10 protein-coding genes and 1 pseudogene are annotated in these 17,474 nt (G+C 36.2%); all 11 read right to left on the reverse strand.

Annotated elements, in window-relative coordinates; genetic code table 11:
* Positions 1–119: 119 nt before the first annotated feature.
* The 11 genes and pseudogenes from hemA to tig all read right to left on the reverse strand — a co-directional run bounded on the left by hemA (position 120) and on the right by tig (position 17,451).
* Positions 120–1,484, reverse strand: a complete 1,365-nt coding sequence (gene hemA, locus ACFXN8_RS18495) for a glutamyl-tRNA reductase (protein WP_376074707.1) — start codon at positions 1,482–1,484, stop codon at positions 120–122.
* Positions 1,485–2,332: 848 nt separating this feature from the next.
* Positions 2,333–2,866, reverse strand: a complete 534-nt coding sequence (locus tag ACFXN8_RS18500) for a hypothetical protein (RefSeq protein WP_376074705.1) — start codon at positions 2,864–2,866, stop codon at positions 2,333–2,335.
* A 120-nt stretch (positions 2,867–2,986) separates the two neighbouring features.
* Positions 2,987–3,741: pseudogene (locus tag ACFXN8_RS18505) on the reverse strand (MBL fold metallo-hydrolase).
* A 311-nt stretch (positions 3,742–4,052) separates the two neighbouring features.
* Entirely contained in the window at positions 4,053–6,956 is a 2,904-nt protein-coding gene (locus tag ACFXN8_RS18510) for a vWA domain-containing protein (protein WP_376074704.1), read from the reverse strand.
* Positions 6,957–6,975: 19 nt separating this feature from the next.
* A complete protein-coding gene (locus tag ACFXN8_RS18515; RefSeq protein WP_386847144.1) occupies positions 6,976–8,427 on the reverse strand; it encodes an S-layer homology domain-containing protein in 1,452 nt (483 codons plus the stop codon).
* 411 nt (positions 8,428–8,838) lie between these two features.
* Positions 8,839–10,497, reverse strand: coding sequence for a hypothetical protein (locus ACFXN8_RS18520; RefSeq protein WP_376074702.1), 1,659 nt, complete (start codon positions 10,495–10,497; stop codon positions 8,839–8,841).
* Positions 10,498–10,660: 163 nt separating this feature from the next.
* Positions 10,661–10,834 carry a YjfB family protein gene (locus tag ACFXN8_RS18525; protein ID WP_080709112.1) on the reverse strand — a complete coding sequence of 58 codons (174 nt, stop codon included), beginning with the start codon at positions 10,832–10,834 and terminating at the stop codon, positions 10,661–10,663.
* Positions 10,835–10,951: 117 nt separating this feature from the next.
* A complete protein-coding gene (yihA, locus tag ACFXN8_RS18530; RefSeq protein ID WP_249072773.1) occupies positions 10,952–11,533 on the reverse strand; it encodes a ribosome biogenesis GTP-binding protein YihA/YsxC in 582 nt (193 codons plus the stop codon).
* Positions 11,534–11,537: 4 nt separating this feature from the next.
* Positions 11,538–13,862 carry an endopeptidase La gene (lon, locus tag ACFXN8_RS18535; protein ID WP_386847147.1) on the reverse strand — a complete coding sequence of 775 codons (2,325 nt, stop codon included), beginning with the start codon at positions 13,860–13,862 and terminating at the stop codon, positions 11,538–11,540.
* 230 nt (positions 13,863–14,092) lie between these two features.
* A complete protein-coding gene (gene clpX, locus ACFXN8_RS18540; protein ID WP_376074701.1) occupies positions 14,093–15,364 on the reverse strand; it encodes an ATP-dependent protease ATP-binding subunit ClpX in 1,272 nt (423 codons plus the stop codon).
* Between the two features lie 797 nt (positions 15,365–16,161).
* Positions 16,162–17,451 carry a trigger factor gene (gene tig / locus ACFXN8_RS18545; protein WP_376074700.1) on the reverse strand — a complete coding sequence of 430 codons (1,290 nt, stop codon included), beginning with the start codon at positions 17,449–17,451 and terminating at the stop codon, positions 16,162–16,164.
* Between the last annotated feature and the right edge of the window lie 23 nt (positions 17,452–17,474).

Raw genomic sequence — 17,474 nt, forward strand, 5'->3', positions numbered from 1 at the left:
CTTAGTTTACCATACAGATACGAAAACGCCTCATTTAAAAATCAGTAGAAAATCTCGTTCGCGGAAAAAAGCTCGAAGGGCAACTTTTCTAAAGTTGCACCGCGAACACATAGACATCTTTAGAAAGAATACTTTGGTTCAGTAGAAGATTGTGACGACTGTAAGCGCTCTTTGCGTTCAAGCTCTTGTTCTGTCATCGCAGTAACTTCAGCTTCCACAGCATCCTCAATACCGAAAATTTGTTGGAATAAACGTAACTGTTCATTTGCTTTTGGTGAATTTGCCATTTCCTTAGCTTGTAAAATTGGTTCTTTTAACAATTGATTAATAATAGACTTTGTATGCTTACTTAAAATTTTACGTTCTCGATCCGTTAAATCCGGCATTTTATTTTCGATACTAATCATTGTCTCTTCTTGAATATGATTCGCTTTTTTACGTAAAGCCGAGATGACAGGGACAACGCCAAGAGTCGCAACCCAATCTTTAAATTGCACAACCTCTTTGCCAATCATCGAAGAAATATCAGCAGCAGCACGTTCACGTTCTGCTAAGTTTGCTTCGACGATGCCTTGTAAATCATCTATATCATATAAGAAAACATTTGGTAAATCTCCAACACGTGGATCAATATCACGTGGAACTGCAATATCTACCATAAATAATGGTTTACCTTTACGTAAACGTTCGACAAATTGCATCAATTCATAGTCAATCACATAATCTGTTGCACCTGTAGACGTAATTAAAATATCCGCTTCAAGTAACGAACATTGTAGTTCCTTCATAGATTTTGCTTCACCGTCAAATTTAGCTGCTAAACTTTCTGCTTTTTCGAACGTACGGTTAATTACGGTTACTTTTCCTACACCGCTACCGTAAAGGTTCTCAATAGCAAGTTCCCCCATTTTTCCTGCACCTAAAATTGCTACATGTTTACGTTGTAAAGATCCGAATATTTTCTTCGCTAGTTCAACTGCTGCATAAGAGACAGATACCGCGTTCTCACCGATAGCCGTTTCATTATGTGCACGTTTCGCAAATGTCACTGCTTGTTTAAATAGCTGATTGTATACCGTTCCTGTAGTTCCAATCTCTTGTCCACTTAAGAAGCTTTTTCTTACTTGTCCTAAAATTTGAGTTTCGCCAAGTACCATCGAATCAATTCCAGCTGTCACTTGGAATAAATGCTCGATTGCCTCATCTTCTTCTCGAATTGTTAAATACGAAGAAAATGTCTCCACAGGTAGGTCGAACCAATTTGCTAAAAACTGTTTAACAAAATGACGTCCAGTATGCAATTGATCAACCACTGCATAAATTTCTGTACGGTTACATGTCGAAACAATAACATTTTCTAATATACTTTTTTGTTGTTGTAGCGCTTCCATTGCCTGTGGTAGTTCACTCTCTATGAATGATAACTTTTCACGAATTTCAACAGGCGCTGTTTTATAATTCAAGCCTACTACGATGGTATGCATGAATAACACCTCTCACGTTCTAATTGACAAATCTCATTATAGCACAGTTCGACAAGAGTTCATTAATAATTTGTGAACATGTCATGAAGAACTGAAATTCATCTTCTACATTAGAATTATTATAAACTAAGTGTAACAAATTATACGTTCTGTTTCAAATTTAATGTTTGTCCAGAACATTGTTTTAAAAGGACAGAATTAAATGGCTCTTAACCAAAACGTGTGGTTGATTTCCGTTCCGGCTTGGCGCTTTGTAGCTGCCGCTTTGCTTTCGCTACAGAAAACATTTGTTGTTGCTGTCGCTACGCTTTCGCACAGATAAAACAATTGTTGCTGTCGCTACGCTTTCGCACAGATAAAACAATTGCTGACGCTACGCTTTCGCACAGAGCAAAGCTTCCTGGGGGCGTCCGATGAGCCGCTTCGCTGTAGGGTCTCGGGCCAACAGATGTTTTTTGCGCGAAAGCGTAGTGCTAACGCAGCGTCAGCAAAAGGGTTTCATTCTGTGCGAAAGCGTAGTGCAACGAAGCGACAGCAACAGCACCGATGTTGGTCACGAAGACGTTATCACAGGACGTGACGTTCTTAGCCTTCGTTCCTCTATTGCTGATCCCCAAGGAGTCGCCAAGCCTCCACTACAATCAACTTATCCACATGACATACGTTTTAAAAAGATCATCCTAATAGAGTCGAACTAAATTTGAACGTCTCTATTATTAATTTGAACAGTTTAAATGAAATTTATTTTAAGATATATAAAAATAGCCTTTGTTTAATTATCTTTAACAAGGCTATTTTTACTTTTCTATACTATTGTTTCTCGAGTCACATCAAAATTTTTGTTCCATTTAATAATCAATAGAATTAGCTATGTCCACTAAAGTTTCAGGAGTTACTTTATTTGAAACTCGTTTATCTATACTTAGCATATACTGCAAATTTTCTCTCTCGAAAACAAGCACATTAAAACCTGAAATGGTCATATATGTGGCCACAACCCCATTTTTTAATTCATAAGTTTTTACTACATATTTCTCTCTTAGAGGCAATTTGTACTTAAGTGGACGAATATCAATTTTATAGTGATTTTCGGATAATTGATCATTTATAAATGTCACTTCAAATGTATCATTGCCTACATATTTTGAATCGGAGAATCGTCCAAAATGATGTGTAAAGCTTATTGGGGGAACTCTAAGCGGTAGCTTTAGTTTTTGGTTAAAATGTTGTTCAAAATCATTCCTTGCTTCTTCAACCGATTTATATCCTATTTCAGGATATATTTCTTCATAAGGACTTGGTTTATCCTTTGCAGATGCATGTAATGTTATTAAAAAAAATGTACAAAATGAAACTAAGAAAAGATAAAGCGTTCTATTCATTTGTTTCCACCTCAAAATATCTTTAGGTGTAACATTCCCAAATTCATTAAATTTATATAATGAATAATCAACCCTCTTCTAAGGAGTGCAATTGAGCTTATATCTCCGTTCAAGAAAAAATTAAAACTGTACACTAAACCCTTTAAATTTATGAATCCCTGTTCCAAACTTTACTAGATCCTTTTCTTTAAGTTCCTTAACTGCGTTTACGAGTTCTTGTAGGATACTTTGTTCAAGACCTAATGTATTCTGTGAACCATAAATTTTTGTGACATATGGGATCTTTGATATCTTTTCCCAGGAATCAACTAAATCAAGAGGGTTAGTCGAAGGGTAAAAAGCATAAATAGGTGTTTCATCATAAAGTAAATCACCAGTAAACAAATAACCGTTTGTTTTGTCAAAAATACATATATGACCTGGAGAATGCCCAGGAGTATGATGAATAATTAATTCTCTATTCCCTATATCAAACATATCAGCATCCTGTAATAAGCCAGTTGGTGTTCCTTGATATGGTTTATATGTTTCTGGATTAAACGTTTTTGGAGTTGGAATTGTTATATCTCTACTAATATCTCTTCTTATTTGTTCTATGGTCAATCCTTTAACACCATTAGTTAACCAATCTGAGTCAGCTTCATGAACATAAACATTTTCAAATTCTCCATGGCTTCCAATATGATCAACATGCACATGAGTTGTTAAAACAACAATCGGCAAATCAGTCAATTGATTATGCGTTTGATATTATCAATTCCAAGACCAGTATCAATAAGAACTGCTTTTTCATTGCCGACTAATAGAAATGAATGCACCTTTTCCCAATGTCCATATTCACTAATTGCGAATGTTTTATTATCGATTTCTTGAATCGTAAATCACGAGTCCTTAACCATAATAATCCCCCCAAAAATACGAGTATGACTTTCAATATTTCTTTATGTATTGAAAATATTTGTGACACCATTAAAGTAATTTATCCATTTCTTCAAGCAAACTATGGAGCTATTGACGTTTTGTATATTACACATGCCCTTTACACGTTTTTCCATGAGACCTTTGCAGATGCATGTGCCAGTCGGAACGGAAATCAACCACACGATATGGTAAATGCTATATAAATATTTCATAAAAAAAGCTGAACTAATTGTTAGAATTAGTTCAGCTTTAAAACTTTTATCTTTTAATTTGTGATTGTCACAGTTTTAGTAGCTATGATTTTACCGTCTTTATCATATGCCACAAATTCAATCTCATTATTAACTTTGAAGTCCTGCATTGTTTGCACTGTTTTTGTTAGCATGTAGACATTATCACTACGCTTTTTCAATTCAAATTGCGCATCTCCACTTAAAGAAGGGAAACGTACATTAATCTTTTCAACATTTGAGCAATTACCATCGATTCTTGCATTCATTGTAATATTGCCTTTGCGTAGAGTTACTGTCGCTTCTTCAAATAAATCTTCAGGATTCACGCAACTTGAAGGCGTAGTTTTACATAAAATTGCATCAATAATTTTTTGGAAAACTTGATGTAATTGTAAGTTATCGATCGCGTGGTAATAAATACCGCCAGTATCAGCAGCCAATTGCGTTAACATTGCATCATTGACTTGTGATTTCTTACCCATGCTTACAGTGTAAACCTTAACCCCTTTATTTTTGGCATCGTTCAACACTTTTGTCATCTTAGATTTACTTGTTTTACCATCTGATACGACGATGATCGCTTTTGACGTTTTTGAGTCATTTGAGAATTTAGACAGTGCGATTTCAATACCTGCAAAAATATCTGTGGCACCTTTCTCTTTCGATGCTTTATACAGATCTTTTTTCAATACATTGTCTGTACTGCCCTCTCCAAGAACAGTAGCTTTTGTATTTGTTTCAATCACAATATTATTTTTTGCCTTAATTTGATTGATGACTTCCATCATTTTCTTACCACGGTAATTGGTTTGGTCAGAAGCTTTCATGGAAGCAGAGTAATCAACTACATAAGCGACTTCTGTTGCTAAAGAACAAGAATTTTTACTAAAGTAAGGGTTTGTAAATATTTCTTTTGTAATTGTTTTATCTTTTAAATCCTTCAATATTGTTGCATAACGAGGATCTATTTTATTTACTAATGTTGCTTCAGCTTTTGATTTCCCATAAATAACCGAGTCAAAGTACGCTACAGCTGTCCCTGGGCTTCCTGTATTATTTAAATAATCCGAAGTATTTGTAACAAATGAAGCTGTTTTCTCAACACCATCAAATTTAATTTTTACTGTTCCTTGATAGTCAGTAATAATTTCTCCACCTGGTCTCACTAATGTAACCATTACTTTTGTGTAACGATCTTTACCAGATGGTCTTGATGCCGCTTCTTCACTTTCCTTTAATGCTTCCACTCGTTTTTTATAGGCTTCTACTTGACCGAGTAATTTACCACCTTGGTATTTTAATAATACTGTTCGATCATAGTTACTCAAGCTTGTTAAAATAGCATAAATTTTCATGACACTATCATAATGCTCGAGCGTCAGTTTTTTTTCATCTGGCATATAGCCCATAAGTTGAATAATAGCACCGACTGGGTTAATGTTCTCAACCTGCGAGGCAATCGAATCATCAATTCCTTGAATACGATAAATTGGTCGCCCATCATCTGAAATCATATACATAATTTCAACCGTATCATTAATCGAATCTATCAAGCGTTTTTCAATAATTTCTTCGAACAGCCAAACTGAAATATTATAGTTTTCAAACTGTAAAATGGCATTTTCATAGCCTAATGCAGGGTATTTTTTATCGCTGCCACCATATTGTAAATATATATTTTCAACATTTCCTAGAGCATTTGTTACATTTGTTTGCTGCCCAATACTAAATAGCTTTTCTTCTCTATCCATCCAATGAACGTTCACAATATTTTCTGTAAAGAACTCTGGTAATTTTTCATACGGTACATATGGAGGTGTTACATTTCCATTTTCGTCATCCGTATTTGCTGGATCATACACTTGATAATCAATGCGCATTTCCGGCTGCGGTGAGTAACGGACATGTGCATTCAGTTTTTCACCTACAAGACATTTCATACCAGGATCTGTGTTGTTAATAAGCTCAAATGAAATTGTATCACGTACAGATTTCGTTAATTTTGGTGCTATAACAATCGCAGAGACAGTAGAGCCATCTGATTGTACATTTCGAACAGCTTCACCAGATGTGTCAACGATTTTTGCACCATATGATGAAGTTACACGGAATGTATAAGATTTATCATCGGGTATTGGATCACCATTACAAGCTTTTAAAGATACAGTAATGAGCGTTGAATCTTGGTCATTTGCGATTAAATCTGGTTTTTCAACATCAATACTTTGTAGAGCATTATTAACATACTCTGGTCCAGTAAAATCGTTGTTATTATCCTTTGGCTCTTCAAATTCTGTGTTGCTTGAGCCCATGAAGCCCGGAGGTAATGTAATTTTATCGTTATCACGGCCTGCAGCAGTACGTTTTAATCCTAGTACAGCAAAGTTGCCGTTTTGTACACTGCGGTATAATAATTCAGCACTATCTCCACGAGTTAGCTTTGTAGAAGGTTGGAAATCGGCAAATGTCTTTTTACCAGTGCTTCCTGTTGAAATATCATTCGTGTATAAATATTGAACCGCCTGAGGCTCATCTAAATCTAAACCTCTAAAGGCAGCATATATGCGTGCAAATTGTCCACGTGTAACAGCTTTTGAACGATTGGCTGTTGTATAGGTACCATTGAACGGCAAATAAAAATCACTATAGAAGTTATAAGCTACACTATCGTCATATGTTAATGCATAGTTTCGATCAAGCTTTGCAAACATGACAACAAGCTCTCGCTCAGTTAGCTGTTCATTAGGTAAAAAGTTATTAGCGCTATTCAATGAGAGTAAATCATTATCGACTGCCCATGAAATAGCTTTGAATTTACTATTATTAGTTGGTACATCCTTAATTGTCGTAGCTGCCTGAGTTACAGCAGGAGTTGCTGTCATCAGAACTAGTACGAAACATAGCAGGGATAGGAATGCTTTTTTAGCATACGTCATTTATTGCTCAGTCCTTTCTTTAATTGAAGAACAATATGTCATCTCGATAGTTTTGTTTTAAGTCACCTTCCAAATAATTCAAAAAACGTTCTAACACTACTGATGCTTCCGCACGCGTTAATGGTTGATTTGGATTAAATCGACCTACAGTGTCACCAGTCATTAAGCCTAACTCATTTACAATGTAAATACCGTCTCTTGCGTATGCTGGAATTTGCGCATCATCCTTAAACTTTGTTATATAACCCGGATCTGGCGCCTTATTCTCAAGCCCTAAGGCACGCACATAAATCGTAGCGGCTTGTGCTCGAGTAATTGGATTATCAGGCTTGAAATACTCTGGTGATACACCTTTAATAATTCCTTTATGAACCGCAGACTCAATATAGGCATAATCTTTTACTGTATGCTTGATATCTTTAAAAATACTTGTAGTAGTTTTCGATTTTTTCGTTTTCGGTTCTGCCATAACACGTAAGTCAACTGCCTTACCAATCGCCGTTGAAAAGTCAATACGCTTCATAGGGGTATTTGGTGAAAAGAAGTTACTTGCATCAGAGTAAATACCTAAAGAGTATAATTTTTCAATAGCTTGTTTCGCATAATGATTTGATAAATCACGGAACTTAGGAATGATTAAACGTTCAATTGTCGGCATGTATTGTGTATCTAAGTCAAGAGTACCTTTTTGTCCAGAGGCTAAATCATACGTATATTCAGAAATAACATCCTTTTCACTTACTACCGCATATCCACCATCAAAGCTCCCTAAACTCCCTAGGTTTTCTTCATAGTTTAGTACACGTGATTTACTTGTAGATAAACGATTTTTCACATGGCTTGTCTTACCATCGCTATAATTATAAACAGCTTCTGTAATCTGTGTTTCTGTTGCTCCCCAGAAGTTTTCATAGCCAGCATGACGACTATCAGTATCAATTGTTACAGTATTTTGGACTGCATTTTTTCCAGTCCCGGTTTGATAGGAATACGTTTTTCTCGAAATCACATTACCTGAAAAATAATCAGAGGCTACACGATTGTCCGTTACAGTCCCTTGTGAAAATTGGTAATCTACCAATGTATAGGTTATTTTCCCAGCAACAATTTTCTCTGTATACTTTTTCACAACACCATTCGATGTTTTTTGACCAATCGTAGCATAATCTACTACATCTGATTCATAGGCAATATTACGTGTCAATGTAGCACCATTACTTGCTGTTAGCTTTAAACTATATGCTTCAGTTAATTTTCCTTTAGATTCTTTTTGTGTAATTTTAATGTCTCTACTAGTGCCTTTAAATATAATAGGTGTTCCTGAAATGAAAACAGCTTCCTCATATGTATATTCATTTTTTACAGCACCTGTTGTTTCTAATGAAGACGCCGATGCATTATCTGGGATAGTAGCTCCAATAATTAATACAGCAAGAACCACTAACATTATTTTAGATAAATGTTTTCGCATTCTTTTTCTGTTCCTCTCTTTCATTCCATGCATATCCGCATCTGGAGCTGTCAATTATTTCTTTAAGATTACAAAATAATTAGGTGTGTCGACGAAAGCAAATGATAGGAACACTCGAACCCTTCACTACAATCAGCCCAAAAATAAGCTTACATATGCAAAAAAATTTTATATGAATAAACTTATTTTTTCCTAATCAACACACCTAAAAATTTCATGGTTAATATCCGCTCGCCTTCCACTCATATAGGGACAAAGTTTCTCACCATAAGCAAGCGCAAAAGAAAACACTTGTAGCTGATGCTTCTCTTTCGCTACAAATACATTTGTAACTGCCGTTTCACTTTCGTTACATAAGACATTTGTAACTGCCGTTTCACTTTCGTTACATAAGACATTTGCTGAAAGAAGTTAATCAACTAATATTAAATGAGCTTTGACAAAACGATCTGATAATACTACTAAACGATCAGAAGGTTTTAAATCAGATGCTTGAATAACTTTACCAGCTTTAATAATTGTTGCTTGGTCAATATTCATATCAATCATTTCACCAGCTTCATACCAACGACCATTTTGCCATTGACTAACGCTCTTCACATTAATTACAGCTGGGAATTTCGATTTAACTGACTGTAATTTACCTGTTAACATTAATGGTGCAACAGGCTTCGCTTTATTAAGAATATGAAGGGCCTGTACATGTCCATCTTTCACATAGAAGTATCCGTATTGACCTTCATATAAATGAAGTTCAATATCAGGAACGACACTGTATGTTTTGTTACCATCATCTACTATTGCTTTTGTTGAATTACTAACAGATAGTACAGTACGACTTGTTTTCTTGAAGACATTTGACTCGATCTTCATCGCATCATCAATTTCGATTACATAGCCATCTGCTTGCGATAAGCGTCCATAATATAACTCATGACCTGCTAAGTTTGGTGACATAAAACTATCACTTGTTACTTGCACAACTTGGGCATAATGATCACGTGCAGCACCGTCCGAAATAACAAAAGCTGTTCCATAAGCTAATAGTCCAGTAGGTTCGATTAAACGATCATTTCGAATTAGAATCGTTCCATCATGGAAGTATATTGTACCTGCAGATTTAAGTTTTAATAATTGATATTTAGTATCCACAGAAAGCATAGGCTCATAGTAAGTTCGCTCGTTGTTTTTCAATACAACAATCTTTTCAATGACTTCTTTGCCAAATTGTTTAACTGTTGCATAATAGGCTTCACTGCCAACGTAATTTTTCAACTGATCTTTATTAATTTTTGTGTTTCCAACATATACCGGAACTTTCGATGAAAAACTCATCGTTGATAAAGCCTTTGTTGTATCAGAACCAAATTGCCAATTGATAAAAGCATGTTGGTTTTTGACAGTTAATTTATTTGCATTGGCATTAACCGTTTGTATCTCACCTTTATATAAGTTTTCAACTAATGTACCTGTGTCACTAATTTCTATTTTCGTGACAATGGATGTGTTTCGATTTTTAAGGCTAAGTTTAACACGATCCCCTACATATAATGCGCTAATATCGACTGCAGAGGAGTTTTTTTGGTAGCTTGTATCTTTATTTATATAGTAGGTTGTTTCTTTTCCAAAATCCGACTTCAGCATAATGTATAGCCCGTTTGGATCGATACTTGTTACTACCCCGGCAAGTGTTTTAGTATTTTGTGAAACTGTTGGAGATTCTGTTTCTTTTGTAGAATTAGAAGTACCTCGAAGCTCAACAACACTTCGAAGGGAAATGTCCGCTTCTACTTTCATCCCCATCTTAAAACCTTCGATCGTTGTCTCTGTATTATTAATATACAGGCGGGCATTGTTATTTATATTGTATGTAACTTGACGACCGCTATCATTTTGCAAAGTAATATTACTAAGCTTTTTTTCTATTACTCCATTTGTATTTTCATATTCTGAAAATGTTACATCTACAAAAGTTCCAGTCACCATTTGGGCAGCATGTGCTGTTTGATTTGATGAAAACCCGAGAACCGCTAGTAACAAAATCATTAGTATGTATGGAATCTTCTTCAACAAATCCCACCTCCTAGAAAAATGTTATTAATAAATAGTATATCGTATTATTGGTAGTTTTTCCTATTCAAAAAGATACATTTTAGTGCTTTTAATTCCTTTTTAAATCTACCATTAGACACAAAGATAGAGGTAGCTTCCAATTTCAAGCTACCTTCCTTCATCAAACTTGAACGTCAATTGTATGTCCAGCTGTTGGATGTGGAGCATCTAACATTTCAACTAATTGTTCTGTATTTTGCTGTTGCATATCCATTGCTTGTTTCGTTACAGCTAGAGATACATTTTGCATTAAAGTTGCTTGATTCATTGCCATTGATAAAGCTGCGATATCCATTTAGTCCACCTCCTATTTAATTTATCGGTCAGTTGTTTCATTCATCAAGTAATTCTATCCATTTTAATAAAAAAACATCTACTGTCCTAAATAATAGACTCAATAGATGTTTTCTTATTACATTTTATTTTCGATAGTACGCCAAGCTTCTTCAAAGCCAATTCCTTTTTCTGAAGAAAAGACAATAAGAGGATCATTTTTTTCCATGTCTAACGTTTCTTTCACGACTTTTTTATGCTTATCCCATTTACCTTTTGGAATTTTATCTGCTTTTGTGGCAATGACGATACAAGGAATATTGTAATGCTTTAAAAAATCATACATCATGCGATCATCAGCTGTAGGGGGATGACGTAAATCAACAATTTGTACGACTGCCTTTAATTCATTGCGCCCTGTAATGTAACGCTCAATCATTTTCCCCCATGCTTCACGCTCAGTCTTTGAAACCTTTGCATAACCATAACCCGGAACATCTACAAAAAACAATTGCTCTTCAATTTTGTAAAAATTAAGCGTTTGTGTTTTTCCGGGCTTCGAAGAAATACGTGCTAAAGCTTTACGACCGATCATTCGGTTAATAAATGAGGATTTCCCCACATTTGAACGACCGGCTAGTGCAAATTCTGGCAGTCCATCTTCTGGATATTGGTCTGGTCTTACAGCACTTATGACCATTTCGACGTTATGGACTTTCATTTTCTTAAATACCTCCGTCCAGTGCAATGGCTAATACTTCATCAGCCGATGACACTAGTTTAAATGTTAGTTGTTCGCGTACACTTTCAGGAATATCCTCAATATCTCGCTCATTATCTTTCGGACAAATTATTGTCGTTAAGCCCGCTCGATGCGCACTGAGTGTTTTTTCCTTTAAACCACCGATTGGCAGTACACGTCCACGTAATGTAATTTCACCTGTCATTCCGACCTCACGGCGTATTGGACGGTGTAAAATTGCAGAAACAATTGCAGTTGCCATTGTAATACCTGCGGAAGGTCCATCTTTCGGTACTGCTCCTTCAGGAACGTGAATATGAATATCATGTGTTTCAAAATATTCTGCATCCACTTTTAGCTCTTCCATTTTTGAACGTACATACGATAAAGCCGTTTGAGCAGATTCCTTCATGACATCGCCAAGCTTCCCAGTTAGCTGCAATTTTCCTTTACCAGGTGTTAATGATACCTCAATTTGTAACGTATCACCACCCACAGTTGTATAAGCAAGCCCAGTAGCTACACCAATTTGATTTTCCTCTTCGGCTTGTCCATATCGGAAACGATGTTTACCGAGTAATTCCTCTAACGATTTCGAGTTTACTGTTACTCGTTTTTTCTCACCAGAAACGATGATCTTCACGATTTTACGGCATAGAGTTGCAATTTGACGCTCTAGTCCGCGAACACCTGCTTCACGGGTATAATAACGGATGATATCCACTACTGCTTCGTCTTTAATAATAATTTGTGTTTTTTTCAAGCCATGCTCTTTTAACTGTTTTGGTATCAAATGATTTTTCGTAATTTGCTCTTTTTCAATTTCTGTATAACCAGCAATTGAGATTACTTCCATACGATCTAGTAACGGACCAGGAATTGTACTTAAATCATTGGCAGTTGCTATAAATAATACATTTGATAAATCATAAGGTTCTTCGATGTAATGATCACTAAATGTATTATTTTGAGCCGGATCTAAAACTTCAAGCATTGCTGCTGAAGGATCTCCCCTGAAATCATTAGACATTTTATCAATTTCATCTAGAAGGAACACAGGATTAATCGTCCCCGCCTTTTTCATCCCTTGGATAATACGCCCTGGCATTGCCCCAACATACGTACGACGATGGCCACGAATTTCTGATTCGTCACGTACCCCACCTAATGAAATACGGATAAACTTGCGATCCAAACTTTCTGCAATTGATCGTGCTAATGATGTTTTACCTACACCCGGAGGGCCGGCCAAACATAATATGGGTCCACGTAACGATTCTTTCAATTGACGTACAGCTAAATATTCTAATATACGTTCTTTTACTTTTTCTAATCCGTCATGATCACGGTTTAAAATATCCTCTGCATGTGCGATATTCATGCGATCTTCAGTCGCCTTTGTCCATGGCAATGCCACAATCCAATCAATATAGTTTCGGATTACGCCACTCTCTGCACTAGCTGCTGGTAGCTTCTCATAGCGATCCAACTCTTTAAGCACTGCTTCTTTCGTGGATTCAGGCATTCCTGTTTCGTCAATACGTTTACGTAATTCAGCGACTTCGCCAGTTTTCCCCTCACGGTCTCCTAGCTCCGTTTGAATAGCTTTCATTTGTTCACGTAAATAATATTCTTTTTGCGTACGTTCCATGGATTGCTTAACTTTTGTATTAATTTTTTTCTCAAGATCAAGTACTTCTTGTTCGTCATGTAAACGAATAATTAAATGATCTAAACGCTTTTTTACACTGAGCATTTCTAATACTTCTTGTTTATCTGCAATCTTGAATGGCAAGTGTGAAGCAATGATGTCTGCTAAACGACTTGGCTCTTCAATGTCTGCTACAGTACTGATGGTTTCAGAAGTAATCTTATTGGAGGCTTTCGCGTATCTTTCAAAATGCGATAACAGCGTGCGCATTAAAGCCTGTGTTTCAATATCCTTATCGATTGTTTCCTCTTTAACATCGATGTCAACAACCGTATATTTTTCTAACGCCCGATAGTTAGACCATGTCGCACGCTCTACACCTTCTACTAAAACACGCAGTGTTCCATTTGGTAATTTAAGCATCTGTTTGACATATGCCATCGTACCAATTGCATAGAGATCTTGCTCATCAGGCTGTTCATCATGCATTTCTTTTTGTGTTACCAATAATATCAGTTGGTCCTCTAACATTGCTTGTTCTAGCGCCGCTACAGAACGATTTCTACCCACATCAATATGTAACACCATCGACGGGTATACTAAAAGTCCACGTAAAGGCAATAGTGGTACATTTGTTGTTTTTTGTATTGTCACCATGCGGGTATTCACCTCCGTCAAAATTTTCTTATTCACTCCCACGCTACTAGTATGTGTCTAAAAAGCTGATTCACACTTGTTAATCAATTGAGCCAAAAATTTCATCTAATTACAGTTGGCTTTATGTATGAATGAATAAAAAGCTGACTGTCGATATGTGCGAATATTGCACAATCGAAGTCAGCTAAATTACTCTTTATCTCATAACAATAGACAGCCACGTCTGTTCGTTATGCTGAAGTTTTTGTGTCGCTACCTTCATCGAGTTCAGTGCCATCTTCAAGAAGCAATTTCGGTTTTTCTTTATCCGTAATTGTTTTTGCCGTAATGATACATTTTTTCACGTCTTCACGTGAAGGTAGTTCGTACATTACATCAAGCATCGTTGACTCAATAATTGAACGAAGACCACGTGCACCTGTTTTTCGTTCAATTGCTTCTTTTGCAATTTCAGAAAGGGCACCTTCATCAAACTCAAGCTCAACACCATCTAGTTCGAGCATTTTTTGATATTGCTTAGCTAGTGCATTTTTGGGCTCCGTTAAAATTTGTACAAGCGCAGCCTCGTTTAATTGCTCTAGACTTGCAAGTACTGGTAATCGACCGATGAATTCTGGAATTAAGCCAAATTTCAATAAATCCTCTGGAATCAGCTTCGCCATAATTGAGCCTTCATCCACATCAATTTTGTTAGGATCTGAACCGAAACCAATTACTTTTTCACCTTGACGACGCTTAATAATGGATTCTATTCCATCAAACGCTCCACCTACAATAAATAAGATGTTTGTAGTATCAATTTGTAAGAACTCTTGGTGAGGATGTTTACGGCCACCTTGTGGTGGGACACTTGCAACTGTACCTTCTAAAATTTTAAGAAGTGCTTGTTGTACACCTTCACCAGATACATCACGTGTAATAGATGGATTTTCAGATTTACGTGCAACTTTATCGATTTCATCAATATAGATGATCCCTTTTTCAGCACGTTCGATATCGTAATCTGCCGATTGAATTAATTTTAATAAGATATTTTCAACGTCCTCACCAACATAGCCAGCTTCAGTGAGTGAAGTTGCATCTGCAATAGCAAAAGGAACGTTTAATATACGCGCCAATGTTTGGGCCAATAAAGTTTTACCGCTACCAGTTGGGCCGATTAACACAATGTTCGATTTCGCTAATTCTACATCATCAATTTTACTATTTGTATTAATGCGTTTGTAGTGATTGTAAACCGCAACAGCTAAAGCTTTTTTAGCACGATCTTGTCCTATTACATACTCGTCTAAAATCGTTAAGATTTCTTTTGGTTTCGGAATATCTTGGAATTCAATTTCTTCTTCAACGCCCAGTTCCTCTACAACGATTTCTGAACAAAGTTCGATACATTCATCACAAATATAAACACCAGGACCCGCAACTAGTTTACGTACCTGTTCTTGTGGCTTCCCACAGAATGAGCATTTTAAATTGCCTTTTTCATCATTAAATTTGAACAATATGTTTCACCCCTATTCAAGCAACAATCTTACAAGATTATTGAATCATTATCAAATAAATTGTCTGCATCCATTTACACCACGGCGTTTATGGTTCAAGATTTTTGACATTCATTGTACAAAAAACATGAATATTTACCGCAAAATCCGATAAATTCCAGCTTATCACCCTAGCGTGTGGTTATTTACGTTTAGACTTATACTAATGGCATACGTTTAACAAATGTAATCCACAACTTTTGGGATAAGCCTGAATCCCGCTAATCATACCTGTTATCTCCACATATGTGTAACTAACTGATTCTTCTGAAAGCTCCAGCGACCAGAGACCTTACGTTTAGTTAAGCTCCCTGCCCCTCGTCAGTTGGTATTGACTCGTGACTTTACTTTTTATATTCAGTAGTACAAGTTACAAATCCTTTAAAATCTATTACATTCGCCAGAGGCTTAACTTCATTCAGAAGAGGATGTATTTCGTTGTTCCTCATTTGGAAGAATTGAGACTTCAATCAATTGACATCCGCCGGAAGCCTTCTCTCTGCTGAATAAAGTCAAATTTTAGCATCGTGTGAAAAGTCAAACAATACTATGTATTAGAGAAATGTAAAGGCTTTGTCTATCCCCTCTTCAAAAAAGTTCTTCCTTTTGGAGGACCCTTTTACGGTGAAAGCAGTCGTAATTAACTAAACTAACCAACAGGGAATCCAGCTACACCTAAACACAAAATATGTGATAAAACAAGGCACGGTTTAATGCCGTACCTTGTTTTCATTTTTCTATCCAGTTACAAAAAAATCTTATTCAGTAATTTTAGCGTTTTCTACTAAAAATTCAACTGTTTTTTGAATTTTAATGTCGTTTTCAAGAACTGTTGTGCCACCTAAAGCACCAGTAATTTGCTCTTTTGTCATGTTAAATTGAGCAGCCATTTTTTCTAATTCAGCTTCGATATCAGCTTCAGTTGCTTCAACTTTTTCAGCTTCAGCAATTGCTTCAAGTGTTAAAGATACACGTACACGGCTTTCTGCTTCTTCTTTCATTTGTCCACGTAAATCTTCTTCTGATTGACCTGAGAATTGATAGTAAAGGTCTAAGTTCATACCTTGTGTTTGTAAACGTTGACCAAATTCTTGTAACATACGATCAGTTTCAGAGTTAATCATACCAGCAGGTACTTCAAATTCTGCACTCTCAGCAGCTTTTTCTACTAATTCATCACGAAGTGCTGCATCTGATTCTGCTTGTTTTTGTTCAGCAGTTTGCTCTTTGATTTTAGCGCGTAAAGCTTCAACACCCTCAACTTCTGGGTCTAATTCTTTAGCGAATTCGTCGTTTAATTCTGGAAGAACTTTTGTTTTAACTTCTTTTACAGTTACTTTGAAAGTAGCTTCTTTACCAGCTAATTCAGCTGCATGGTATTCTTCTGGGAAAGTAACAACTACGTCTTTAGATTCACCATTTTTAATACCTACAATTTGCTCTTCAAAGCCAGGGATGAATGAGCCTGAACCGATTTCTAGTGGATAGTCTTCACCTTTACCACCTTCAAATGCTTCTTCACCTACGAAACCTTCAAAGTCGATAACAGCTGTATCGCCTTCTACGATTGCTTCGTCTTCTTTAATTTCAAGCTCTGCTTTACGAGCTAATTGGTCTTGAATTTGTGTTTCTACTTCTTCATCAGTAACTTCTACTGGAAGTTTCGTAACTTCTAAACCTTTGTACTCACCAAGTTTTGGCTCTGGTTTCACTGTTACTTGAGCAGTAAATGTGAAATCTTTACCATGTGTGAAGTTTTCTGTACCAGAAATTTCTGGGTAATCAACTGGCATAATACCAGCTTCATCGATCGCTTTCGAATAAGATTCAGGAACGATGATTTCTAATGCATCTTGGTATAAAGATTCGATACCAAAGCGTTGTTCAAACATATTACGAGGCATTTTTCCTTTACGGAAACCTGGTACGTTAATTTGTTTTACAACTTTTTTGAACGCTTGGTCCATTGCTGCGTCTACTTCTGCAGCAGGTACTTCGATTGTAAGAGTACCGATATTACCTTCTTGTTTTTCCCATTTTGCTGACATGTATAAATACCTCCAAATAAATG

Origin of the sequence: Lysinibacillus sp. NPDC059133 (genome assembly GCF_042755925.1) — a bacterium.
Classification (GTDB): Bacteria; Bacillota; Bacilli; order Bacillales_A; family Planococcaceae; genus Lysinibacillus.